Origin of the sequence: Marinomonas gallaica (assembly GCF_049821165.1) — a bacterium.
In the GTDB taxonomy this organism is placed as follows: domain Bacteria; phylum Pseudomonadota; class Gammaproteobacteria; order Pseudomonadales; family Marinomonadaceae; genus Marinomonas; species Marinomonas gallaica.
On record NZ_CP187511.1, the window covers coordinates 671,696 to 694,000 of the forward strand.

24 protein-coding genes are annotated in these 22,305 nt (G+C 46.8%); 19 read left to right on the top strand and 5 right to left on the bottom strand.

What is annotated here, in order from left to right; genetic code table 11:
• The first annotated feature begins 35 nt into the window (after window positions 1-35).
• From rsmG to ACPUEK_RS03195, 14 genes are all read left to right on the top strand, one after another.
• Window positions 36-662 carry a 16S rRNA (guanine(527)-N(7))-methyltransferase RsmG gene (gene rsmG / locus ACPUEK_RS03130; protein WP_067035498.1) on the top strand — a complete coding sequence of 209 codons (627 nt, stop codon included), beginning with the start codon at window positions 36-38 and terminating at the stop codon, window positions 660-662.
• A gap of 7 nt (window positions 663-669) precedes the next feature.
• Window positions 670-1,443 carry a ParA family protein gene (locus ACPUEK_RS03135; RefSeq protein WP_067035500.1) on the top strand — a complete coding sequence of 258 codons (774 nt, stop codon included), beginning with the start codon at window positions 670-672 and terminating at the stop codon, window positions 1,441-1,443.
• A 22-nt stretch (window positions 1,444-1,465) separates the two neighbouring features.
• Window positions 1,466-2,356, top strand: coding sequence for a ParB/RepB/Spo0J family partition protein (locus ACPUEK_RS03140; RefSeq protein WP_067218940.1), 891 nt, complete (start codon window positions 1,466-1,468; stop codon window positions 2,354-2,356).
• A 180-nt stretch (window positions 2,357-2,536) separates the two neighbouring features.
• Window positions 2,537-2,941 carry an ATP synthase subunit I gene (locus tag ACPUEK_RS03145; protein WP_067218937.1) on the top strand — a complete coding sequence of 135 codons (405 nt, stop codon included), beginning with the start codon at window positions 2,537-2,539 and terminating at the stop codon, window positions 2,939-2,941.
• Window positions 2,942-2,987: 46 nt separating this feature from the next.
• The gene (gene atpB / locus ACPUEK_RS03150; protein WP_067035510.1) at window positions 2,988-3,809 is read left to right on the top strand and encodes a F0F1 ATP synthase subunit A; all 822 of its coding nucleotides are present in this window, start codon (window positions 2,988-2,990) and stop codon (window positions 3,807-3,809) included.
• Between the two features lie 67 nt (window positions 3,810-3,876).
• Complete coding sequence (gene atpE / locus ACPUEK_RS03155) at window positions 3,877-4,134, top strand: F0F1 ATP synthase subunit C (protein WP_067035513.1); 258 nt, start codon at window positions 3,877-3,879, stop codon at window positions 4,132-4,134.
• A gap of 60 nt (window positions 4,135-4,194) precedes the next feature.
• Complete coding sequence (locus ACPUEK_RS03160; protein WP_067218933.1) at window positions 4,195-4,665, top strand: F0F1 ATP synthase subunit B; 471 nt, start codon at window positions 4,195-4,197, stop codon at window positions 4,663-4,665.
• Between the two features lie 11 nt (window positions 4,666-4,676).
• Complete coding sequence (locus ACPUEK_RS03165) at window positions 4,677-5,213, top strand: F0F1 ATP synthase subunit delta (protein ID WP_067035519.1); 537 nt, start codon at window positions 4,677-4,679, stop codon at window positions 5,211-5,213.
• Window positions 5,214-5,249: 36 nt separating this feature from the next.
• Window positions 5,250-6,794, top strand: a complete 1,545-nt coding sequence (atpA, locus tag ACPUEK_RS03170) for a F0F1 ATP synthase subunit alpha (RefSeq protein WP_067035522.1) — start codon at window positions 5,250-5,252, stop codon at window positions 6,792-6,794.
• Window positions 6,795-6,872: 78 nt separating this feature from the next.
• A complete protein-coding gene (atpG, locus tag ACPUEK_RS03175) occupies window positions 6,873-7,733 on the top strand; it encodes a F0F1 ATP synthase subunit gamma (protein WP_067035525.1) in 861 nt (286 codons plus the stop codon).
• 28 nt (window positions 7,734-7,761) lie between these two features.
• Window positions 7,762-9,138 carry a F0F1 ATP synthase subunit beta gene (atpD, locus tag ACPUEK_RS03180; RefSeq protein ID WP_067035528.1) on the top strand — a complete coding sequence of 459 codons (1,377 nt, stop codon included), beginning with the start codon at window positions 7,762-7,764 and terminating at the stop codon, window positions 9,136-9,138.
• Window positions 9,139-9,198: 60 nt separating this feature from the next.
• On the top strand, window positions 9,199-9,618 hold the full coding sequence (locus tag ACPUEK_RS03185; RefSeq protein WP_067035531.1) for a F0F1 ATP synthase subunit epsilon: 420 nt from the start codon (window positions 9,199-9,201) through the stop codon (window positions 9,616-9,618).
• A gap of 176 nt (window positions 9,619-9,794) precedes the next feature.
• A complete protein-coding gene (locus ACPUEK_RS03190) occupies window positions 9,795-10,232 on the top strand; it encodes a F0F1 ATP synthase subunit epsilon (protein WP_425642304.1) in 438 nt (145 codons plus the stop codon).
• A gap of 128 nt (window positions 10,233-10,360) precedes the next feature.
• Entirely contained in the window at window positions 10,361-12,265 is a 1,905-nt protein-coding gene (locus ACPUEK_RS03195; RefSeq protein ID WP_425642305.1) for a propionyl-CoA synthetase, read from the top strand.
• Between the two features lie 102 nt (window positions 12,266-12,367).
• Here the strand turns inward: ACPUEK_RS03195 and ACPUEK_RS03200 are convergent, their stop codons facing one another.
• Entirely contained in the window at window positions 12,368-13,108 is a 741-nt protein-coding gene (locus ACPUEK_RS03200; protein WP_425642306.1) for a TrmB family transcriptional regulator, read from the bottom strand.
• Window positions 13,109-13,324: 216 nt separating this feature from the next.
• Between ACPUEK_RS03200 and tcdA the strand changes: the two genes are divergently transcribed.
• Both tcdA and ACPUEK_RS03210 read left to right on the top strand, forming a co-directional pair.
• Window positions 13,325-14,110 carry a tRNA cyclic N6-threonylcarbamoyladenosine(37) synthase TcdA gene (tcdA, locus tag ACPUEK_RS03205; RefSeq protein ID WP_425642307.1) on the top strand — a complete coding sequence of 262 codons (786 nt, stop codon included), beginning with the start codon at window positions 13,325-13,327 and terminating at the stop codon, window positions 14,108-14,110.
• 72 nt (window positions 14,111-14,182) lie between these two features.
• Complete coding sequence (locus ACPUEK_RS03210) at window positions 14,183-15,019, top strand: AraC family transcriptional regulator (protein ID WP_425642308.1); 837 nt, start codon at window positions 14,183-14,185, stop codon at window positions 15,017-15,019.
• 47 nt (window positions 15,020-15,066) lie between these two features.
• Here ACPUEK_RS03210 and ACPUEK_RS03215 read toward each other — a convergent pair whose 3' ends face one another.
• Both ACPUEK_RS03215 and ACPUEK_RS03220 read right to left on the bottom strand, forming a co-directional pair.
• On the bottom strand, window positions 15,067-16,230 hold the full coding sequence (locus tag ACPUEK_RS03215) for an MFS transporter (protein WP_425642309.1): 1,164 nt from the start codon (window positions 16,228-16,230) through the stop codon (window positions 15,067-15,069).
• 63 nt (window positions 16,231-16,293) lie between these two features.
• Window positions 16,294-17,052 carry an SDR family NAD(P)-dependent oxidoreductase gene (locus tag ACPUEK_RS03220; protein ID WP_425642310.1) on the bottom strand — a complete coding sequence of 253 codons (759 nt, stop codon included), beginning with the start codon at window positions 17,050-17,052 and terminating at the stop codon, window positions 16,294-16,296.
• Between the two features lie 102 nt (window positions 17,053-17,154).
• Between ACPUEK_RS03220 and ACPUEK_RS03225 the strand changes: the two genes are divergently transcribed.
• The gene (locus ACPUEK_RS03225) at window positions 17,155-18,042 is read left to right on the top strand and encodes a LysR substrate-binding domain-containing protein (protein WP_425642311.1); all 888 of its coding nucleotides are present in this window, start codon (window positions 17,155-17,157) and stop codon (window positions 18,040-18,042) included.
• 138 nt (window positions 18,043-18,180) lie between these two features.
• A complete protein-coding gene (locus ACPUEK_RS03230) occupies window positions 18,181-18,765 on the top strand; it encodes a LysE family translocator (RefSeq protein ID WP_425642312.1) in 585 nt (194 codons plus the stop codon).
• Between the two features lie 15 nt (window positions 18,766-18,780).
• Here the strand turns inward: ACPUEK_RS03230 and ACPUEK_RS03235 are convergent, their stop codons facing one another.
• Window positions 18,781-19,173 (bottom strand): SufE family protein, encoded by a 393-nt coding sequence (locus tag ACPUEK_RS03235; RefSeq protein ID WP_425643050.1) that lies wholly within the window; start codon window positions 19,171-19,173, stop codon window positions 18,781-18,783.
• A complete protein-coding gene (locus ACPUEK_RS03240; RefSeq protein ID WP_425642313.1) occupies window positions 19,166-20,383 on the bottom strand; it encodes an aminotransferase class V-fold PLP-dependent enzyme in 1,218 nt (405 codons plus the stop codon). The genes ACPUEK_RS03235 and ACPUEK_RS03240 overlap by 8 nt, the downstream gene beginning before the upstream one ends.
• A gap of 166 nt (window positions 20,384-20,549) precedes the next feature.
• On the opposite strand from ACPUEK_RS03240, the gene ACPUEK_RS03245 reads away from it, so the two are divergent.
• Window positions 20,550-22,241, top strand: coding sequence for a GntR family transcriptional regulator (locus tag ACPUEK_RS03245; RefSeq protein WP_425642314.1), 1,692 nt, complete (start codon window positions 20,550-20,552; stop codon window positions 22,239-22,241).
• Window positions 22,242-22,305: the final 64 nt, after the last annotated feature.

A 22,305-nucleotide genomic window follows, 5' to 3' on the forward strand; every position in this document is an offset into this window, starting at 1 on the left:
TCAGCAGCCAATAGTATGCATTTCTAGGAACGACTGTGAGTTATTTTGATACCCTCAAACGAGGTGCCGAACAAATGGGCATCTCGTTATCTGACGAAACCATTGAACGTCTTGTTCAGTATCTAGGACTTCTTGAGAAGTGGAACAAGGCGTACAATCTCACTGCTATCCGTGACACAGACAAAATGGTGTCGCTACATCTACTGGATAGTCTTGCAACATTGCCTTTTATTACCGGTAAAAAAATTATCGATGTTGGTACCGGTCCAGGCTTGCCTGGCATGATATTGGCTATCTGTTTACCAGAGCATGATTTCACATTGTTGGACAGTAATGGTAAAAAAACGCGTTTCCTGACCCAAGTAAAAATGGAAATGGGGCTGACCAACGTTACCGTTGCGAATGAGCGAGTTGAAAACCACGTTAATCAAGGCGCATACGATCATGTCACTTCCCGTGCTTTCGCATCGCTTGAAGACATGATTAATTGGTGCTTACCATTGCCGTCAGCAAAGGGTAATTTTTTGGCCATGAAAGGCGTGTATCCTGAAGACGAGCTGGAAAGCCTACCAGATACGGTAACGGTAAAAGAGATTAAAGCATTGAGTGTTCCCACCATTGACGCCGAGCGTCATATGGTGATTATGACCCGCAAAGGATAGTAAAACTATGGCGCGTATCATCGCAGTGACCAATCAAAAAGGTGGCGTAGGCAAAACCACAACCTGTGTTAATTTAGCCGCATCACTGGGCGCAATGAAGCGTCGTGTACTCTTGATTGATCTCGATCCACAGGGAAATGCCACCACCGGCAGTGGCTTATCGAAAGATGAGCTAGAACGATCTGTGTATGATGTCCTAGTTGGAACCCATGGTGTTAAAGAAACCATGGTCTACAGTGAAACGGCTGGTTTTACGGTGTTGCCTGCTAACGGTGATTTGACGGGCGCAGAAGTCGCATTGCTGGACTTACCCAGTAAAGAGACGCGCTTACGTGCAGGCCTATATGAAGTTGAAAATGAATTTGACTACATCTTACTGGACTGCCCACCTTCCTTGAACATGTTGACGGTCAATGCCTTAGCTGCAGCTCAGGGCGTGCTTATTCCTGTGCAATGTGAATACTATGCTTTGGAAGGATTGACGGCACTGCTGCAAACCATTGAAACAATTTCCACGGCACTAAACCCAGCGTTGGAGATCGAAGGCATATTACGGACTATGTATGACCCTCGTCCAAGCTTAACGCACGATGTATCGACGCAACTTGTCGAGCATTTTGGCAATAAAGTGTTTGATACGGTTATTCCTCGAAATATCCGTTTAGCCGAGGCGCCGAGCTATGGTTTGCCAGTATTACAATACGAGAAGCAGTCTCGAGGCGCTGTCGCGTATTTAGCGCTGGCTGGCGAGTTTATTCGTAAGCGTGCGGTCGCCGCTTAAACAGTTAAAAGGTTTGATTGGAATGACGATGAAAAAGCGTGGATTAGGTCGCGGATTAGATGCTTTGTTGGCGCCGAAAGCGGCACCCGCTCAAGATACGGCCGCTGGCGACGCCATTGAAACGGCTGATAATGTTATTCAAGGGCTGACGTACTTGCCCGTTGATTGGCTGAGCAAAGGTAAATTCCAGCCACGTCGCGACATGAACCCCAATCAGTTGGATGAACTGGCGAACTCGATTCGTAATCAAGGTATCATGCAGCCGATTGTTGTGCGTCCAATTAGCGAACAAAACTACGAAATCATTGCCGGTGAACGTCGTTGGCGTGCGGCTAAAATCGCTGGTCTAGATAAAGTACCGGTGATAGTCCGTCACGTAGAAGATTCTGATGCCATTGTTTTAGCGTTAATCGAAAACATTCAACGAGAAGACTTGAACCCTGTTGAAGAGGCCATGGCCCTTCAGCGTTTGGTGGACGAATTTAAGCTAACCCAGCAACAAGTCGCTGATACGGTCGGTAAGTCACGTTCTGCCGTTGCAAACCTTCTTCGTTTGTTGAATTTATCGCCTGACGTACGACGTTTATTAGAACATGGTGACATTGAAATGGGGCATGCCCGAGCTCTGTTAGGGCTTGATGCTGAGCTTCAGCCGCAAGCGGCATCAGTCGTGATCACTAAGTCACTTTCTGTTCGAGAGACAGAGAAATTAGTGAAATCTTATCAAACGCCAGCCGAAGAGCAGGTAAAAAAGGCGCTACCGGACTTCTCTGAGCATGCTTCTAAGATTGCAGAAAAAATTAATTCTGGCGTGAAGGTGCAGCCAAGCGCTAAAGGGAAGGGGAAATTAGTCATCGAATATCGAGATCAAGCGCATTTAGAAGCGATGATGAATGAGTTTTTTGGGGTATAGCTGCAAATTTGGTGCGTTAAAGCACTAAAATAATCGACATTAGACTAATAGTGCACTTTCTGTGCCGCGTTTGTATTGAACCGCCTTAATATAACCCATATAATGCGTCGGATTTTAAATTTGATCACATTGTGTGCGTATTTAAACGCATCATCATTGTGCGTCAACTAGGGGAAATTGATGGCTCATACTAAGCCGCTCAAGGCGAGTGCTTTATTAGCCGCCAAAAAACGCGCTGTGTTTCGCTTTATTGCAACACAACTCGTGTTAGTTTTTTGCCTTAGTGTTGGAATTTATGCGATGTACGATGGTCTACACGCCTACTCCTTTTTAGCAGGAGCGTTAGCCAGCGTACTTCCAAGTTTATATATGGCATGGCGTGTGTTTGGCCATGCTGGGACGAGAGCCGCGCAAGACGTGGTGAAGTCATTTTACCGGGGTGAAGCAGGTAAATTGGTACTGACGGCTATCTTACTTTCCGCTGTCTTTATTTTTATCAAGCCAATTGCTGCAGGCGCGTTATTTGCCGGCTTCGGTGTTGCAATTTTGAGCCATTGGCTCAGCCCTTTGTTGCTAAAGTATTAGCAGCAAAGGTAACGGTTTTAATCATTGAAAGAGTGTGGATGTAAATATGGCAAGTGAAAATCTCACAGCGTCAAGCTACATTCAGCATCACCTTCAGAATTTGACCTATGGTCAACATCCTGATGGTACGTGGGGTATTGCTCACGGTGCTGAAGAAGCTGCGGCAATGGGGTTCTGGGCGATTCACCTGGACACAATGTTGTTCTCGATCGGCCTAGGTATCCTGTTCCTTTGGTTATTCCGTAAAGCGGCGAAGAAAGTATCGGTTGATACCCCTTCTGGTCTTCAGAACTTCGTTGAGCTGATGGTGGAATTCGTTGACCAGAGCGTGAAAGAAACGTTCCATGGTAAGAACAAAGTCATCGCGCCGTTGGCATTGACGATTTTTGTTTGGGTGTTCTTGATGAACACGATGGACTTAGTACCGGTCGACTTTTTACCTCATTTAGCGTCTTTGTTGGGTGTTCCATACTTCCGTGTGGTACCGACGACAGATCTTAACGCGACACTTGGTATGTCTATTTCAGTCTTCATTTTGATCATTTATTACAGCATCAAAGTGAAAGGCGTGAGCGGATTTGTTGGCGAATTGACATTGCAACCTTTCGGTAAGTGGATGATTCCATTCAACTTATTGCTTGAAGGTGTGGGTCTATTGGCTAAACCTGTTTCTCTAGCATTACGACTTTTCGGTAACTTGTATGCTGGTGAATTGATCTTCATCTTGATCGCGATCTTGCCTTGGGGCATTCAATGGGCTCTGTCTGTGCCTTGGGCGATCTTCCACATTCTAGTAATCGTATTGCAAGCATTCATCTTTATGATGCTGACAATTGTTTACCTGAGTATGGCGCACGAAGATCACTAAGATCGCGTTGTTAAAACGATTTATTAAAACCTTGAAATCTTAAAAACTGTGAAAATTAGGAGTTAAAATGGAAACTGTAGTTGGTCTAACCGCTGTTGCTGTAGCCCTTCTTATCGGTCTTGGTGCCCTAGGTACTGCGATTGGTTTTGGTCTACTTGGTGGTAAATTCTTGGAAGGCGCTGCGCGTCAACCAGAAATGGTTCCAATGCTGCAAGTTAAAATGTTCATCGTAGCGGGTCTTCTTGATGCCGTAACTATGATCGGTGTTGGTATTGCATTGTTCTTCACTTTCGCAAACCCATTCGTTGCTCAGGTTGCTGGCTAATACGTCGCTTTACTTTGAAGTGATTTATTAATTTTGAACGACTAGAGCGAGGATATTTGCGTGAATATTAATCTCACACTAATAGGCCAAGCTATCTCGTTTGCTATTTTTGTGTGGTTCTGCATGAAGTTCGTGTGGCCACCAGTAATTGCTGCGCTCGAAGAGCGTAGCAAGAAAATAGCAGACGGTTTGGAAGCAGCTAACCGTGCTTCACGTGATCTAGAGCTAGCTCAAGAGCAAGCGACTAAGACACTACGTGAAAGCAAGGAACAAGCGGCCGAGATTATTGAACAAGCCAACAAACGTGCTAACCAAATCATTGATGAAGCGAAAGAGCAAGCGATCACAGACGGCAAACGCCTACGTGATTCAGCTCAGTCAGAGATCGAACAAGACGTCGTACGTGCTAAAGAAGCGCTGCGTAGTCAAGTTTCAGCTCTAGCTCTTATCGGTGCAGAGAAGATTTTGGGCGCCAGCGTTGATCAAAAAGCACACAGCGAGATCGTTGAACAACTCGCCAAAGAGCTATAAGCGAGGGTCCTATGGCTGAATTAAAAACAGTCGCGCGACCATACGCCAAAGCAGCTTTTGAAGTAGCTCGTGAGCAAGGCCAAGTAGCTGAGTGGGCCAATATGCTTAGCATATTGGCTACTGCTACAACTGAGCCAAAGCTAAAAACAGCGCTTCAAAATCCAGCTTTTAGTGCGCAAGAGAAGGCAGCAGCTCTAGCGGAAGTGTGCAACGAAGTGATCACTGAGCAAGGTAAAGCATATTTGCTAAGTCTTGCTGTGAATAAGCGTTTAACGCTTCTTTCAGCGATTTCTGAGTTATTTGAGCAGTTCAAGCTGAACTATGAAAAAGCGGTAAATGTTGTAGTGACATCTGCCTTTGATTTATCAGCTGAACAAGAGCAAACACTGGCCGCTTCACTGGGTAAAAAGTTAGATCGTCAGATCAACCTTACCAGTGAAACAGACGCAAGCCTTATTGGTGGCGTGGTAATCCGTACCGGTGATTTAATCATCGACGGTTCAGTACGCGGAAAACTGGCGAAACTGGCCGAAGCGATAAACTCCTAAGGTTTCATTCGCGAAACCAGGGTTGAGGAATTTAGCATGCAGCAACTGAATCCATCTGAGATCAGCGAGATCATTAAGAAGCGCATCGAAACACTTGATGTGACTTCAGATGCCCAGAATGAGGGCACAATTGTCAGCGTTGCAGACGGTATCGTATTGATCCACGGTCTAGCTGACGTAATGTACGGGGAAATGATTGAGTTCCCTGGTGGTATCTTTGGTATGGCATTGAACCTAGAGCGTGACTCTGTCGGTGCCGTAGTACTTGGTAACTACCAAGACCTTGTAGAAGGTCAAAAAGCAAAATGTACTGGTCGTATTCTTGAAGTACCAGTAGGCCCTGAGCTACTAGGTCGCGTTGTTGACGCACTTGGTAACCCAATCGACGGCAAAGGCCCAGTTGATGCGAAACTAACTGACGCAGTAGAGAAGGTTGCACCTGGTGTAATCGCTCGTCAGGGTGTTGATCAGCCAGTGCAAACTGGTTACAAAGCAATCGACTCTATGGTGCCAATCGGTCGTGGTCAACGTGAGTTGATCATCGGTGACCGTCAGATTGGTAAAACGGCTCTAGCAATCGACACTATTATTGCTCAGAAAGATTCTGGCATTAAGTGTGTGTACGTTGCGATTGGTCAAAAGCAATCTACGATCGCTAACGTAGTACGTAAGCTAGAAGAACATGGCGCATTGGAATACACGACTATCGTTGCAGCGGGTGCATCTGACCCAGCAGCGATGCAGTTCCTAGCACCATATTCTGGTTGTTCTATGGGCGAATACTTCCGTGACCGCGGTGAAGATGCGTTGATCGTATTTGATGACTTGACGAAACAAGCTTGGGCTTACCGTCAAATCTCATTGCTACTTCGTCGTCCACCAGGTCGTGAAGCGTACCCAGGTGACGTATTCTACTTGCACTCTCGTCTTCTAGAGCGTGCATCACGTGTAAGCGTTGAATATGTAGAAAAGTTCACTAACGGTGAAGTTAAAGGCCAAACGGGTTCTTTAACAGCTCTACCTATCATCGAGACTCAAGGTGGTGACGTATCAGCGTTCGTACCAACGAACGTTATCTCTATCACCGATGGTCAGATTTTCCTTGAAACGAGCTCATTCAACGCCGGCATCCGTCCTGCAATGAACGCTGGTATCTCGGTTTCTCGTGTAGGTGGTGCAGCGCAAACTAAAATCATCAAGAAGTTGGGCGGTGGTATTCGTCTTGCTCTTGCTCAGTACCGTGAATTGGCTGCGTTTGCTCAGTTCGCTTCTGACCTTGATGATGCGACTCGTAAGCAACTTGAGCACGGTAAGCAAGTAACTGAATTGATGAAGCAACCGCAATTCAGTCCAATGTCAGTAGGTGACATGGGCGTAATCCTTTACGCTGCCAACGAAGGCTTCCTTGCAGATGTTGAAACAAGCAAAATTGCTAGCTTTGAAAGTTCATTGTTGAGCTACATGAACAGCGAACACGCTGCCATGATGCAAGACATTAACAAGTCTGGTAATTACAACGACGAAATCGCAGGTACTTTCAAGTCAGCGATTGAGAAGTTTAAAGCTACACAAACTTGGTAATGATTGGGTGGCTGGCTTGCTGGCCACCAATCATCTCTGCAGTTTGTGAATTAACATTCTCACAAGGGCAGGTCTAATATGGCAGTCGGAAAAGAGATACGCGCTCAGATTGGGAGCATTAACAATACGCGAAAAATTACGCGCGCTATGGAAAAAGTAGCTGCAAGTAAAACGCGTAAAGCTCAGGATCGTATGGCCTCTTCTCGTCCGTATGCAGATCGCATTCGTCAAGTGATTGGTCACTTGGCAAACGCGAATCCTGAGTATAAGCACCGTTACCTAACCGAGCGTGAAATCAAGCGAGTTGGTTACGTCATCGTATCCAGTGACCGTGGTTTGTGTGGTGGCTTGAACGTTAACGCGTTTAAAGCGGCTATTAGAGACATGAAGCAATTTGTCGAAGCAGGGGTCGAAGTTGAGATCTGTGCCGTTGGCTCAAAAGCCGTGTCTTTCTTCAAAAACTACGGTGGTAATGTATCCGCAGCAGTAACTGGCCTAGGTGATGCACCAGAAGCATCACGTTTGGTTGGTAGTGTGAAGGTTATGTTGGATGCGTTTGATGAAGGTCGCATCGACCGTCTAGTTTTGGTGTCTAACGAATTTGTTAACACCATGACTCAGAAACCATGTGTCGAGCAACTTTTGCCGCTACAAGCAGAAGAAAATGCAGAACTGAAGCACCACTGGGATTATCTGTACGAACCTGATGCAGTAGAGATCTTAAATGATCTACTGGTTCGTTACATTGAGTCTCAGGTATACCAAGCCGTTGTTGAAAATATTGCGTGTGAACAAGCCGCTCGAATGCTGGCTATGAAAAACGCAACGGACAACGCGGGCGATATCATTAATGAATTGCAGTTGGTGTACAACAAGGCACGTCAGGCAGCCATTACTCAGGAAATTTCTGAGATTGTTGGCGGCGCGGCAGCGGTTTAAGGTATTTAGGTATTAAGAGGATCCGAACATGAGTAGCGGACAAATCGTACAGATCATCGGTGCGGTTATCGACGTGGAATTCCCACGTGATAGCGTGCCAAAAGTATACGACGCCCTTACTATTGAGGGAAAAGAGTTGGTGTTGGAAGTTCAACAACAACTAGGTGATGGTATTGTACGTACTATCGCCATGGGTTCTACCGAAGGTATGAAGCGTGGACTAGAAGTTCAAAGCACTGGTAATCCAGTGTTGGTACCTGTTGGTACTAAGACTCTAGGCCGCATCATGGATGTTCTAGGTAACCCAATTGATGAAAAAGGCGCCATCGGTGAAGAAGAGCGTTGGTCTATCCACCGTTCAGCTCCTTCATACGCTGAGCAGTCTTCAAGCAACGAATTGCTTGAAACAGGTATCAAGGTAATCGACCTTGTTTGTCCTTTCGCGAAAGGTGGTAAAGTTGGTCTGTTTGGTGGTGCCGGTGTAGGTAAAACCGTAAACATGATGGAGCTTATCCGTAACATCGCAATCGAGCACAGCGGTTACTCTGTATTCGCAGGTGTTGGTGAGCGTACTCGTGAGGGTAACGACTTCTACCATGAGATGACTGACTCGAACGTAATCGACAAAGTATCTCTAGTATACGGTCAGATGAACGAGCCACCAGGTAACCGTCTTCGTGTAGCATTGACAGGTCTAACCATGGCGGAGAAATTCCGTGATGAAGGCCGTGACGTACTATTCTTCGTCGATAACATCTACCGTTACACACTAGCGGGTACGGAAGTATCAGCACTGCTAGGTCGTATGCCTTCTGCGGTAGGTTACCAGCCAACTCTTGCAGAAGAGATGGGTGTGCTTCAAGAACGTATTACGTCGACTAAGACGGGTTCTATCACGTCTGTACAAGCGGTATACGTACCTGCCGATGACTTGACTGACCCTTCTCCAGCGACAACGTTCTCGCATTTGGACGCAACCGTTGTATTGTCACGTGACATCGCATCTTTGGGTATCTACCCAGCGATCGATCCATTGGATTCTACTTCACGTCAGCTTGACCCACTTGTAATTGGTCAAGAGCACTACGACGTAGCACGTGGCGTACAGATGGTTCTTCAGCGTTATAAAGAGCTGAAAGACATCATCGCGATCTTGGGTATGGACGAGCTTTCTGAAGAAGATAAGCAGACTGTAAACCGCGCTCGTAAGATCCAGCGTTACTTGTCTCAGCCTTTCTTCGTAGCGGAAGTATTCACTGGTTCTCCTGGTAAATACGTTTCTTTGAAAGACACTATCCGTGGCTTCCAAGGTATCCTTAACGGCGAATTCGACGAACTTCCAGAGCAAGCGTTCTACATGATCGGTAGCATCGACGAAGCTGTTGAGAAAGCTAAGAAACTTTAATCCACGCAGTGTCAGTGAGCCTTGGCTCACTGACAAAGCCTGACTGAAAAGAGGCAACTTATGGCTATCACGGTACAATGCGATATCGTAAGCGCTGAACAAGAGATCTTCTCAGGTTCTGTTGAGACTCTTGTGGCTGCAGGTAGTTATGGCGATCTAGGTGTTTACCCAGGTCATGCGCCTTTGTTGACTACATTGCAACCAGGCCCTGTTCGTGTGATTAAGCAAAACGGTGACGAAGAAATTATCTTTGTATCTGGCGGCTTCCTTGAAGTTCAGCCTCATCGTGTAACTGTCTTAGCAGATACCGCTGTTCGTGCGAACGACCTTGATGAAGCGGCAGCACTTGAAGCGAAGAAACATGCTCAAGATCTGTTGGATCAGCAACATGCTGATTTGGATATTAGCCGTGCAACGGCTGAATTGGCGGAAGCCGTAGCTCGTCTACGTACTATCCAGCAGTTCCGTCAAAGCAAATAAGCTAGACGTTATCCAGATCATAAAAAGCAGCCTTAGGGCTGCTTTTTTTATGTCTATAATTTGGTGATGAGAAGCATCTACCCAACATGCTGACTTATAAAAGGAGTAGCATTGTGAAAGTTGGAAGGGTTTATGCATCCTGCACAACACCCAACTTAGTTTAAAAAGGAGTTTTTATGAGTCATACCATTCTTTGCGACATTGTTAGTGCCGAACGCACGCTGTACTCGAGCCCTGTGAGGTATATTGTTGCGCCTTCAGATCAGGGTGAAGTTGGCATCTTTCCAGGGCATGCCCCGTTATTGACCTTATTAAAATCGGGCAGTGCTCGTCTGGTAAAAGAGGATGGCAGTGAAGAGCTGTTGTATATTTCGGGTGGTTTTATGGAAGTGCAGCCTCATCGTGTCATTCTGTTAGCGGACTTTGCAGAGCGAGCGGGCGAGTTAGACGAAGCAGAAGCTCTTGCGGCTAAGCAGCATGCGGAAGAGCACTTAGGCAGCTCCGGCAATGATCTTGATCATACCCGCGCTTTGAAAGAGCTAAGCGAAGCGGTAGCACGCCTTAAAGTGATTGAACAGAATCGTAGATCGGTTCATTTTGTCGACAAAAAATAAATAATGTTCAAATATTAGCCTTTAGTATTAGATTTTTTGGCGCTTTTTTCGTCTATATTTGGTTTCGACGTTTCAGATTGTAGACAATCTGAAGTTTGGCAAAGAATAAACATAAAAGGTCTGCCTGCATGTCATATCAAATAGAGTATCAACGTGCCTGTACTGAACCAGAGGCATTTTGGCGCGAAAAAGCGCAAGCGTTAGAGTGGTTCCAATTTCCGCATACCGTGCTCTCACAGGATGAGCATGGCATGGACCGATGGTTTGCTGATGGCGAACTCAATACCTGCTATCTCGCGCTTGATCATCACGTCGCTAACGGCCGTGCTGATCAAGCAGCGCTGATTTATGACTCCCCAGTGACCAACACCAAGCAGACTTACAGCTATCAAGAGTTGTTAGGTGAAGTGTCTGTGTTTGCGGGCGCACTGAAGCAGCAAGGGGTCGGTAAGGGCGATACAGTCGTTATTTATATGCCGATGATCCCTCAAGCTTTGATGGCCATGTTGGCGGTTGCACGATTAGGGGCGATTCACTCCGTTGTCTTTGGTGGCTTCGCTGCCCATGAGTTAGCGGTACGCATTGATGACGCTAAGCCTAAAGCCATCGTGACGGCCTCCTGCGGCATTGAAGTGTGCCGTATCGTGTCTTACAAACCGTTACTTGATGAAGCTTTGAGACAAGCCAAGCATGAACCCAATGCTTGTATTGTTTATCAACGAGAACAAGAACTTGCAGAGCTTAAAGCAGGCAGAGATTACGACTGGAACGAGCTAGTAAAAAGTGCTTTTCCGTGTGACTGTACCCCTGTTAAAGGCACTGATCCACTCTATATCCTATACACGTCGGGGACGACCGGAAAACCGAAAGGTGTGGTTCGCGACAATGGTGGTCATGCTGTTGCCTTGAACTATTCTATGAAAGCCATCTACAACATGTCTCCGGGTGAGGTGTTCTGGGCGGCATCGGATGTCGGTTGGGTCGTCGGCCATTCATACATCGTATATGGCCCTTTGATTTATGGCTGTACCACTGTGATGTACGAAGGTAAGCCAATCATGACGCCGAATGCCGGTGAGTTTTGGCGGGTCTGTAAAGAATACGATGTGAAGACTTTGTTTGCTGCGCCTACGGCGTTTCGTGCCATTCGTAAAGAAGATCCGCATGCAGAGTTACTCAACAAAGAAGACTTAGCCGGTTTGCGGGTCATCTTTATGGCAGGAGAACGTTTAGATCCCCCTACGTACGAATGGACTAAAGCCGTCACCGGTAAATGTGTTGTTGACCATTGGTGGCAAACGGAAACTGGCTGGGCGATTTGCGCTAACCCAATAGGATTGGAAATGAAGATTGCCAAACCAGGTTCTTCGACAGTGCCATCCCCAGGGTTTCAAGTGCATGTACTGGATGATCGAGGCGAGCCGCTCGCACCAATGGAGCAGGGCAGTATCGCCTTAAAAAGACCGCTACCCCCCAGTTGTTTACCGGCTATTTGGGGGGACGTTGATCGATTTAAGTCGGGGTACTTAAGTGAATACCCCGGCTATTACACTTCTGGAGATGGTGGTTACATTGATGAAGACGGTTATGTGTTTATCATGGGGCGAACCGACGACGTTATCAACGTGGCAGGACATCGGCTATCAACGGGTGAAATGGAAGAAGTTGTCGCCATGCACGATGCTGTCGCTGAATGCTGTGTGATCGGTATCAATGACGATCTAAAAGGCCAGTTACCATTAGGATTGGTACTGTTGAAAAATGGCTATGAAGAACACACCGATAAAATCCAAGAAGAGTTAGTCGCCTTGGTTCGTCAAGAAATTGGTGCCTTGGCCTGCTTTAAGATTGCTATGGTGGTACCGAAGTTACCGAAAACCCGTTCTGGTAAAATCCTGCGTAAATTACTGCGTCAGATTGCTTCGGGAGAAGAGTTTAATATTCCTTCCACCATCGACGACCCAAACAGTATTCATGACATTCAGGATTTAATGGCCGAGCGCGGCATCATTGTCGACAAACTGGCGGGTTAGCAGCCTAGCTGAGTTTTTCAGCAAGCCAACATGGCCGCGCCATGTTACTCCACTGTTGCCCGAGCCTACGCTCGGGCTTTTTTATAACGGCTATTTTTTGCCTTACAACAGTCGCCATAGGGTATCAAAGATAATTTGTTGTGCTTTGGCGATGTCGTTGGATTCTAAAACCACGGCCGAAGGGAAGTTATCGCGCGCGAGCGAAATGATGGCACACTTGGGTGGGTAGATGGCGATGTAGCTGGCATCGACGCTGCCTTCAGTTTTTATCCATTTACGTTCGGACAGCTCAGCCTCTTCACCACCGTCGCCTAAAGCGATCACTTTTACGTTAATGCCCAGCTTTACTCGCTGCTTAGTGTACGTTGGGAACGGTCGATATAAATACGGACGAATCGGTTTGGAGGAAAATACACAGTATTCCTTATGGTCTTGCTGGGACACCACGTTTAAAATGTCGCGCAATACCCACTCAATACCATCGTCACCTTCGTAATAACGCACGTCGGTGTGGTGAAAGATTGGTTGGGACTGCACCAAGCTTGGAATAATCGTGTGTTTGAGCGAATCAATGGTCTTCTCTATGTTCTGCTTACGCTCTTCAGCAAGGTTGAGCAGAATATCCGGATTCTCAGCCATGAAGAAGCGACGTTTGCCTTTTGGGAAGTAGCTGACGACGCCTTTATTTTGCAGCTGTTTGAGAGATTCGTAAGCGGAACCCCGGTTAACGCCTGATTGTTCCGCAATATCGCGAATCGACGCTGGCCCAAGTTTAAGCAAAGTTTGGTACAGCGTGGCTTCACGCTCTGTAAGACCGAGTTGTTCTAACACTTGATGCAGCATATTTTATTAATCGTTTTAATCGCAGCCGCCAGAGGCATGGTTGAATAGAGACCTTAGTGACGCGCGTCTAAACATGACAACATCGCCCTGCGGACGTCCCTGTCCGCGAAGGGCGCGCCCGCCCATCCTTGGGCGTTGTGTTTGTCATGATTTAGACGCCGCTAGGCTAAGCCGTTATTTTGCCTTATCGGTAAGATTCTGCAAGGAGTTAAAAGAGTGAGTGATGATCAGCGTTTCGGTGGTATTCGTCGCCTATACGGCCATGCTGCCTATGACTGTTTTCAACAGTCCCACGTTTGTGTGATTGGTATCGGTGGAGTAGGTTCTTGGTGTGCTGAGTCTCTTGCGCGTTCAGGCATTGGTCAGATTACCTTAATCGATATGGACGATGTGTGTGTCACCAATACCAATCGCCAAATCCACGCGCTAGATGGCAACATAGGCAAATCGAAAGTCGACGCTATGGCAGAGCGTATTAAGTTGATCAACCCCAACTGCCAAGTGAACTGCATTGAAGACTTCATCACGCCCGAAAACATCCCTGAGCTGCTCGATACGCCGTTTGACTATATTATAGATGCGATTGACAGCATCAAACCTAAAGCAGCTCTGATCGCTTGGTGTAAGCGTAATAAGCGTCCTGTTATAACCGTCGGTGCAGCAGGCGGTCAGCTAGATCCGACTCGAATTGAGATTTGTGACTTGGCGCGTACCGAGCGCGATCCGCTCGCGGCGAAACTGAGAAACTTTCTACGTCGCCATTACAACTTCACTCGAAATACTAAGCGTCGTTTTGATATTGAGTGTGTGTACTCGCAAGAACAGCTGAAATACCCACAGCTAGACGGTACAGTTTCTCAGCAACGTCGTCGAGGGGATACAGAGACCAAGATGAATTGCGATACAGGGTTTGGCGCTAGCACGGTCGTTACTGCTACCTTCGGCTTTGTTGCGGTGGGACGCGTTTTGGAAAAGTTGGCAGTAAAAGCCAACCAAGCCTAAGCAATTTTTTACAAGAGTCTTGCCTTGTAAGCTGGTAGTGTGAAGTCTACGTAACGCTATCTTGGAGGCCGGATGCACGCCAACGAATTCTGCAACGTTTCTACCAGTCAGACCCTAGGCGGCTTGGAAATGATTGAAGCGCGGTTTACCGAAACGGTATTTGGTAAGCATGCCCACGCAGGCTTTGTTATTTCTGTAGTGGATGCTGGTGTGATGCATTTTAGTCATCGTGGTGAGAGCCATAATGCGCTACCGAAGCAACTCTCTATTGTCAGCCCTGATGAGCTGCATACCGGTTCCAAAGGACAGGGTGAAGGTTGGCGTTATCGTGCGTTATATCCATCTCAAGAGCGTATGAGAGCGCTCAACCACTCATTGTTTGGCACGGCACAAACGCCTTACTTTCGCCAAAGTGTGATCAACGATGCGCGTCTTAGTCTGCAGATGCGCGGCTTGTTGAATAAACTGACCCACGGCTCTGAAGCTTTGGATGTGGAAGAGCATTGGGAAATGTTGCTGGTAAACTTGTTACTACAAGAAAGCCAGCAAACTGCGGCACTGACGTTGAGCAAGGCACAATCCAATATCGAGTGGGTGCGCGATTTACTGGCCGATTGCTATGACCAGAAACTGTCCCTGGATGCGGTGGCGCAACAGGCGGGTATCAGTAAGTTCCATCTTATGAAAGAATTTAAACGTCGCTACCAACTGACCCCGCATCAATTTCAAATCCAGCAACGCTTAAATCACGCCCGAGCGCAACTTAAACACGGTATCAGCGCTGTGGATGTGGCGCTAAAGTGTGGTTTCCACGATCAAAGTCACTTCAGCAAAGCCTTTGTCAGTGCCATGGGCATTTCGCCAAGTGCTTACCAACAACAATTCAACAAACAGCAATTCAACATCTAGATCCGTTCAAAGATAGTGAATCGATAGAAGATCTATGTTCGGAGATTCTAAGATATCAACTTGCCTTTAGCAGTTAGCATTTGTTGACTGACTGTCGCACTTAAAATAAAACCAATTGTGCAAATAACGGCTGCTATAAGTGGTAGCTGAGATAAGTGTGTGCCAGTATCTATTGCTGCACCTCCCAGCCATGCTCCTCCTGCATTACCTAAGTTGAATGCTGCAATGTTAAAAGCAGAAGCTAGCACTGGAGCGTTTTTAGTCTCTGATAAAACGTAGGTTTGTAAGGTTGGAATGGTTGCGAACATAGCAACACCAAATAGTAAGCAAGCAATGATCATTGCGACGGTTGAGTACACACTAAAATGCAATACGACTAAGGACAGTACTAATGCGCCTAAAGCTATTCGTACCCCTATAATGGCATTGTGGCCAGATAGTATCGCCCCTAGAGGATTGCCGACGGCCATACCAAGGCCACATACAAGAAGTATTAGTGGTATAAACTCATCTTCAATGCCCGTTAAGCTAGAGAGCATGGGGGCAATATACGTAAACGCTGCAAAGCTACCTCCGAAACCAAACATGGTGATCAACAGAGCTCGAATCGTTCGAGGCTGAATAAGAGTTTTGAATTCTGTGCCGAGGTTTGTTGTTTGTTCACGCTGTATTTCTGGAACGAATTTAGCAATTGATAACATTGCAATTCCCCCGAAACATGCAATAACAATAAAAGTAATACGCCAGCCAAAAGCTTGGCCGATTAAGGCGCCTATTGGGGAACCGAAAATATTAGCAAGTGTAGCCCCTAAAAACATAGCGGCGATGGCGCTAGCTTGTTTATTAACCGGCACGAGTTTTGTTGCGACAACGGCACCCAACCCAAAGAATGACGCTTGTGATAGGGCGGTAAACAATCTTGCCCATACTAGCGTTGAATAGTTTGGTGCGAGGACACATAGAATATTACCTAGTGTAAATACAAGCATTAAACCAATAAGCACAGGCTTTCGGTTTAATCCTATTAACAGAGGGGTCAGCAAGGGGGCACCAAGAACAACCCCCAGTGCATATCCTGAAACCAGAAAACCTGATTGTCCAAGCGTTGTATTAAGGTCGTTAGCAATTTCTTGCAAAAGCCCCATGATAATAAATTCACCGGTACAAATAGCAAAAGCTCCTATGGCCAAAGCTCTGATAGCAGCAGGCATGAATTCAATCTCCAGATAAAGTGACGAGTAAATAATTGAGAATATGAAATGTGTGCTTTGGGATTAGAGCCGGGCACCACCAATGGTGTAACCGCCATCGATTGTAATGTCTTGCCCTGTCACAAAGGTGGAGTCGTCTGAAAGTAGCCAAGCTACAGTGCCGCTCACATCGTCCGGCGTACCATTCCTTTTAAGTGCGGAATGTGATGCCAGTTTATCTCTGAGAGTGTCATCCAGAGCGTCAGCGGCCATAGGCGTTAGAATAATGCCCGGACTGATTGTGTTGACTCTGATACCTCGCATGCCTTCTTCAATCGCGAGCGTTTTCATTATGCTAAGCAAGGCGCCCTTAGTGGCTGCGTAGGCTCCTGCTCCAGGCATAACGGACTGGGTAGTCCAAGAGGCATTAATTACAATCGAGCCATCCTTCATCAAAGGAAGACATTGTTGAATGGTTAGGAAAGTGCCATATAGATTTGTCTCTATTAGCTTAGCGAATGTGTCTTTCTTTGTTGTAACTAATGGACTGAATTCACCTAAAATACCAGCATTGGCAAATAGGCCGTGTAACTCTCCAAAGTGCTCACGAATATGCGTCATGGTGTCTAAGAGAGACGATTCATCACTCATATCGCAGGAAATGGCTAAAGCTGTTCCTCCTGATTGATTTATTTGAGCGACTAATTCATCAATAAGGTTGGCTCGACGACCGATCAATATAAGTTGAGCGCCTTCCTGCGCTAGCCTTAGCGCTACAGCTTTGCCCATACCTGTCCCTGCGCCCGTTATTAATACCTTTTTGCCATGAAATCTTTCGATCATTACGATGCTCCTGTGAATGTGTTTGTTATCAAGCATCATAATTAAAAACTTTAGATGTATAATTGGGGTTATATTTAAAACACTTTAAAGGATTACTTTTAAATGGATCTATTTAAGGCTATGCAGTGCTTTACTGTAACGGTCGAGACAGGTTCAATGACCCGTGCTGCAGACAAGCTGAATGTTACCTCTGCGATGGTAGGGCAATATATTAGCGGCCTCGAGTCAAAATTGGGGACGAAATTACTTAATCGAACGACTCGTAGCCAGCATCTTACCGACTTTGGCAGAAGCTATTTTGAACAATGTAAAGATATTCTGGAACGAGTTGCTGCGGCAGAATTAGAGGCTGAAATTCAGCAAAATGATGCGCGCGGTCTTTTGCGAGTGACGGCGCCTCAGACTTTTGGTGCCACAAAGCTGATGAAAGCGCTCAGTGCGTATCGAGCAGCCTTTCCTCTAGTGCAATTAGATATACTACTAACGGATCGTAATGTTGATCTTATTTCTGAAGGGATTGATATTGCCTTCCGTATTGGAAAAGTCCCCGATAGTCGTCTAATTCAGCGTAAGCTTTTGCCTTACAAAATGGTACTGGCTGCTTCCCCTGAATATTTATCCTTGCGTGGTATACCAAAACATCCGAATGACTTACATGCCCATGAACTGATCAGCTTTTCACCTAGCGCAAGAACGACGTTTACACTGTACCAATTTGAAAAGAGTTTAGAGGTGACTTTTTCATCCATGGTCTCTCTAAACAGTGGTCATGCTTTGTTGAATGCGGCTTTAGCTGGCTTAGGATTAATATTACAGCCTAAAGTATTGTTGGATGAGCCTTTGAATAAGGGAACTCTGGTACAGGTGCTTCCAGATTGGCAGTTCAAAGAGCGCCACATGTCGTTACTGTATTATCGCGATCAGCGTATGACGCCAAGATTACGTAGTTTTATTAACTTTGCTATTGAGACGTTCGCGGCAGAGTCATGACGCTGATATTGGTTGGGTATGATGTATTTTTATCCCACCTTATTATTCGCTCCTTGCATAAATCGACAGCAATTTTTTACAAGATAAGAACGTGCAATCGGCTTAACCTAATGGTCTTAATCGATCAATGAGAGCGTTATGGAAAGTCAGTTAGCCTTTTTAGCCGTTTGTTTGGCGTCTGCTGCCTCCCCAGGTCCTGGTGGTTTGGCGGTGGTCAGTAACAGTATTAACCACAATCTTCGCCGTACCTTGCCGGTGATTTTTGGTATTGCCACAGGGCTGATGTTGGCATCTTTATTGGCCAATACGTGGCTGTTGGCGGTGATTCATTCCAGTGAAATGGCGTTTCAGGTAATGACCTGGTTATGCAGTGGCTATATTGCTTATTTGGGAGCTAAGGCGCTGTATTATGCTAGCCGTGAAATGACCATTGCCGCACAGGGTTACAGCTTTAAAAATGGCGTACTGATTTCGCTGTTGAACCCGAAAACCCTAGTGTTCTTCGGGGCGCTCTTTCCAATGTTTATTCCTGATCAAGGGCATTTTATTTCCTATGCGATCTTACTGACCTTAGAGCTGGTATTGATTACCTTGGTCATTCATATTTTGGTGTCATCAGCGATCGACAAAGTCTCACATTTGCTACAACACCACCTCGTCGCGATTAATCGCGCTACCGGTGTGATGTTTATCGCATTAGGAATTAGTGGTTTTATCTTTTAACAAAGCAGAGACAGTTTAGGTCTGAATCTGCTGTAAAATTCTCAATATCCCATTAGTACGAGAGCTGGTGAGGTAGCTAGACAGGTTAAACTCATTCAGCTCTGCGGCCAGATCCATTGCTTGTAACTCGGCTTTGCTGTGGCCATTAGTAAGGCTTAAGATCACTACGAGGACACCACGCATGAGTTTGGCGTCGCTGTCGGCTTGGAAAGTGCACACTCCGTTTTCTTGGCGCTCAATCAGCCAGACGGCACTTTCACAGCCTTTTACCTTGTTCTCTTCAATCTTTTCAGCATCCGTCAGTCGCTCAAGCTGTTTGCTAAGGCTTACTAACTCTTTAAAGGTAGCTTCTTTACTTGTGCAGGTTTGTAGTTGTGCTTGGATAGCGTCGCGGTTTAATTCAGTCATCACCTAATATCTCTATGGCTTCGAGAAGAACATCACAGAAGCGGCGGGCTTCCGATAGGGTATTGTAGCAAGCAAATGAGGCACGTAGGGTGCTGCTGACGCCTAATTGTGCCATCAACGGGTGAGCGCAGTGACTGCCAGCACGAACCGCAATGCCTTGGCTGTCCAAGTAGCCGTTTAAATCCAATGTATGAATACCGGGCACACTGAGAGACACCACTGTGGTGTCTGTGGCAGGCGAGTAAATTTCAATGTCATTGTTGAATTTCAGCTCGTCGTAGACATAGCGCGCCAGCTTTTGCTCCCAGATCAGCATGTCTTCACGATCTTGGCAGGCTAGAAAATTACACGCTGCTGAAAGGCCAATCACGCCTTCGATATTGGGTGTGCCCGCTTCAAGCCGGTAGGGCAGTGTATTAAACTCGGTGCTGTTGTAGGTCACGTGGCTGACCATTTCACCGCCGGTTTGCAAAGGCGTTAGCACGTCCAGTGCATGGGCTTTACCGTATAGCGCGCCAATGCCTGTTGGACCGTACATCTTGTGGCCGGAGAAAGCATAGAAGTCGCAATCCAGCTCAGTCACATCCACTTCATAATGAGCAACGGCTTGTGCGCCATCCACTAAGGTAAAGGCGCCTACGGCTTTCGCCGCCGCTAGCATGTCTTTGAGCGGAGTCTTTACTCCAATGGCATTGGATATCTGAGTGCAGGCAAAAATACGCGTGTGTTCGTTAAAGTAATGGGCGTATTCCGGCTCCCACTCACCCTTTGATGTAAGTGGTAGTACACGCAAGCGCGCGCCAGTCCGAAACGCTAATTGCTGCCAAGGGACAAGGTTTGCATGGTGTTCAAGACTGGTGATTAAGATTTCATCATCGGGTGTGATACACCACTCAAGGCCATGAGCCACTTGGTTAATGGCTTCCGTGGTGCCTTTTGTCCAAATGACATAGCTGTTTTCGGGCGCATTCAGAAACTGTGCGACGCGATCGCGGGCGTGTTCAAATTGAGCGGTGGCGCGATCACTAAGGTAATGGGCTCCCCGGTGAACATTGGCGTTGCTGGTGGTGTAATAGGTTATCAGAGCATCCAATACCACCTGTGGTTTTTGAGTGGTGGCCGCATTGTCGAGGTACACCAACGGGTGCTCGTTCGCTTCCATTGACAGGATTGGAAACTCATCTCGAATTGTATTTGCGTCAAAAGACATACACCACTCACTCAGACCGTTTTTGAAAATAGGGGTAAATTGTACCTCAAAATGAGCTAATGGCTGCAATAATGCATGTTACAGGTGGTAAACACTTGTCATTTCAGCCTGATTCGCTAAGGTTCTAACAGAATGCACAGATTTAGACATTAAAGGTACAGTGACCGTGGCGGACTTTTTATACAAAGGCGTAGTGGATTGGTTTTTAGAGCAAATGAGCCAAGGGAAATTGGCCCCAGGGGATAAGATGCCGTCCCTGCGCAAACTTGCGAAACAGCTTGAGCTGAGTCTCAATACCGTGATTCATGGCTACGATTTGCTGGCTGAGGAAGGCTGGATCGAGTCTCGTCCTAAATCCGGCTACTTCGTATGTCATAAGCCCAGCGTGAAGCACGCTCATGTGCTGGCCGGTGATAAAGTGGTGCAATTTGGCGAGGCGTTGAGTAAGAAAATGCCGTGGTCCGCTTTATCACATCGCGCTGCGATGGTGGACCAAAGTGATGAATTCTTGATTGCGAGCGTCAAACAGGGGGAATCGGATCTGCCTATTTTAGGCAAAGGCCATCTTGCGGTACGTGAGGCGGTAAGTGAGCACTTACGTAAAGTCGCTATCAACGTCCATCCATCGCATATTTGGCTAGGCCGTTCCCCATTGTCTATGTACACCCAAGCGGTTCAAACATTGACGAATCGCGGTGACGCTGTGCTGGTGATCACCCCATGTGATCCACGTTTAACCTCGACACTGATTAATCTTGGTCGCAAAGTATTTACTTTAGCCGCGGGTGAAAGAGGGGTCGATTTGGATGAAGCCGTGCGCTGTATGCGTGACGATGCCATTAAATTGGTCGTGTTCCCAAGTCAGTTTGCTTTCCCAAGTGGTAGTGAAGTGTCAAATCTAAGCTTGCGCCGTTGGTTAGCTATTCTCCAGCACGTTGCAATTCCTGCGATTGAGTGGGATATGACGTCGCATCTTGGCTATAAATCCTCGACATTGATGACGTACAAGTCCTTAGACGATAAAAACCAAGTGGTGTACATCGGTGGTGTAGAGTCAAAAGGTGTCGACCGTAACGCAGCATGGTGTATTCCTGGTCAGTATACAGACTTGGAAGGGGCTTTATTGAGTGCTGACTTAGCCTTGAGCGATCCGCAGCAGCAAGCGCTTATGGACGCCTTGCAATCGACGCAGCGTCAGTCTTTGATGCGTCGAGCTCGTCAAATATGGTCTGTGGCGGAGAAATCGAAAAGCATCTTGGAAGCGGCGTTGGGAAATACCGTGCGCTTTGCCAGTTGTAAAGGCGGGTTAACATTATGGCTGCAATTGGATCAAGCGCTTACCGATGCGCAGATGACGCAGCTGTTAGCGAAACATCGCCACGGAATTGTGCCGGGTTATTATCTGTCGGCGCAAAACGATGCGGACCATTGGCTGGCCGTCAATGTGACCTACGATGCGATCGATAAGCTAGCTTTACAGCTCAGTCGTTTTGTCAAAGCGTCGAAGGTGGCGGATACGATCGAGTCTGACTGCGCCGAAGCGTTGTCTCAAGTGGAAACGGAGCCGGACATGGCCGACGAGTCATCAACGGCACCGCAAGCCTCAGAATCAGAAACTTCTGGCTTACTACTCGAACCGAGTGATTTTGAGTTAGACGATGTAATGCTGAAAGAAGGCGAGACAGAAACAGAACTGGATGCGCTGCAGTCAGTTACTGATGATAGTGCCCTAGTTGATGACGCCCTACCAGCTGACGTGAAGTCTGACGCGCCTCCTGAATCTGAAAGCAACGAAGAAAAAACGTCGAAAACCGTCTATAACCCTATGTTGGATTTGATCAATCACGATTTTGGCTAATCCCAACTTCTTGCATAGAGTGTGATTTCCGTTTTCAGGGTAAGCATTTTTTCTGAGTCCTCCT

Coding starts and splice junctions, on each gene's coding strand:
- ACPUEK_RS03135 (WP_067035500.1), top strand. CDS start 670: ATGGCGCGTATCATCGCAGTGACCAATCAAAAAGGTGGCGTAGGCAAA.
- ACPUEK_RS03140 (WP_067218940.1), top strand. CDS start 1,466: ATGACGATGAAAAAGCGTGGATTAGGTCGCGGATTAGATGCTTTGTTG.
- ACPUEK_RS03145 (WP_067218937.1), top strand. CDS start 2,537: ATGGCTCATACTAAGCCGCTCAAGGCGAGTGCTTTATTAGCCGCCAAA.
- atpB (WP_067035510.1), top strand. CDS start 2,988: ATGGCAAGTGAAAATCTCACAGCGTCAAGCTACATTCAGCATCACCTT.
- atpE (WP_067035513.1), top strand. CDS start 3,877: ATGGAAACTGTAGTTGGTCTAACCGCTGTTGCTGTAGCCCTTCTTATC.
- ACPUEK_RS03165 (WP_067035519.1), top strand. CDS start 4,677: ATGGCTGAATTAAAAACAGTCGCGCGACCATACGCCAAAGCAGCTTTT.
- atpA (WP_067035522.1), top strand. CDS start 5,250: ATGCAGCAACTGAATCCATCTGAGATCAGCGAGATCATTAAGAAGCGC.
- atpG (WP_067035525.1), top strand. CDS start 6,873: ATGGCAGTCGGAAAAGAGATACGCGCTCAGATTGGGAGCATTAACAAT.
- atpD (WP_067035528.1), top strand. CDS start 7,762: ATGAGTAGCGGACAAATCGTACAGATCATCGGTGCGGTTATCGACGTG.
- ACPUEK_RS03185 (WP_067035531.1), top strand. CDS start 9,199: ATGGCTATCACGGTACAATGCGATATCGTAAGCGCTGAACAAGAGATC.
- ACPUEK_RS03190 (WP_425642304.1), top strand. CDS start 9,795: ATGAGTCATACCATTCTTTGCGACATTGTTAGTGCCGAACGCACGCTG.
- ACPUEK_RS03195 (WP_425642305.1), top strand. CDS start 10,361: ATGTCATATCAAATAGAGTATCAACGTGCCTGTACTGAACCAGAGGCA.
- ACPUEK_RS03200 (WP_425642306.1), bottom strand. CDS start 13,108: ATGCTGCATCAAGTGTTAGAACAACTCGGTCTTACAGAGCGTGAAGCC.
- ACPUEK_RS03210 (WP_425642308.1), top strand. CDS start 14,183: ATGCACGCCAACGAATTCTGCAACGTTTCTACCAGTCAGACCCTAGGC.
- ACPUEK_RS03215 (WP_425642309.1), bottom strand. CDS start 16,230: ATGCCTGCTGCTATCAGAGCTTTGGCCATAGGAGCTTTTGCTATTTGT.
- ACPUEK_RS03220 (WP_425642310.1), bottom strand. CDS start 17,052: ATGATCGAAAGATTTCATGGCAAAAAGGTATTAATAACGGGCGCAGGG.
- ACPUEK_RS03225 (WP_425642311.1), top strand. CDS start 17,155: ATGGATCTATTTAAGGCTATGCAGTGCTTTACTGTAACGGTCGAGACA.
- ACPUEK_RS03230 (WP_425642312.1), top strand. CDS start 18,181: ATGGAAAGTCAGTTAGCCTTTTTAGCCGTTTGTTTGGCGTCTGCTGCC.
- ACPUEK_RS03235 (WP_425643050.1), bottom strand. CDS start 19,173: ATGACTGAATTAAACCGCGACGCTATCCAAGCACAACTACAAACCTGC.
- ACPUEK_RS03240 (WP_425642313.1), bottom strand. CDS start 20,383: ATGTCTTTTGACGCAAATACAATTCGAGATGAGTTTCCAATCCTGTCA.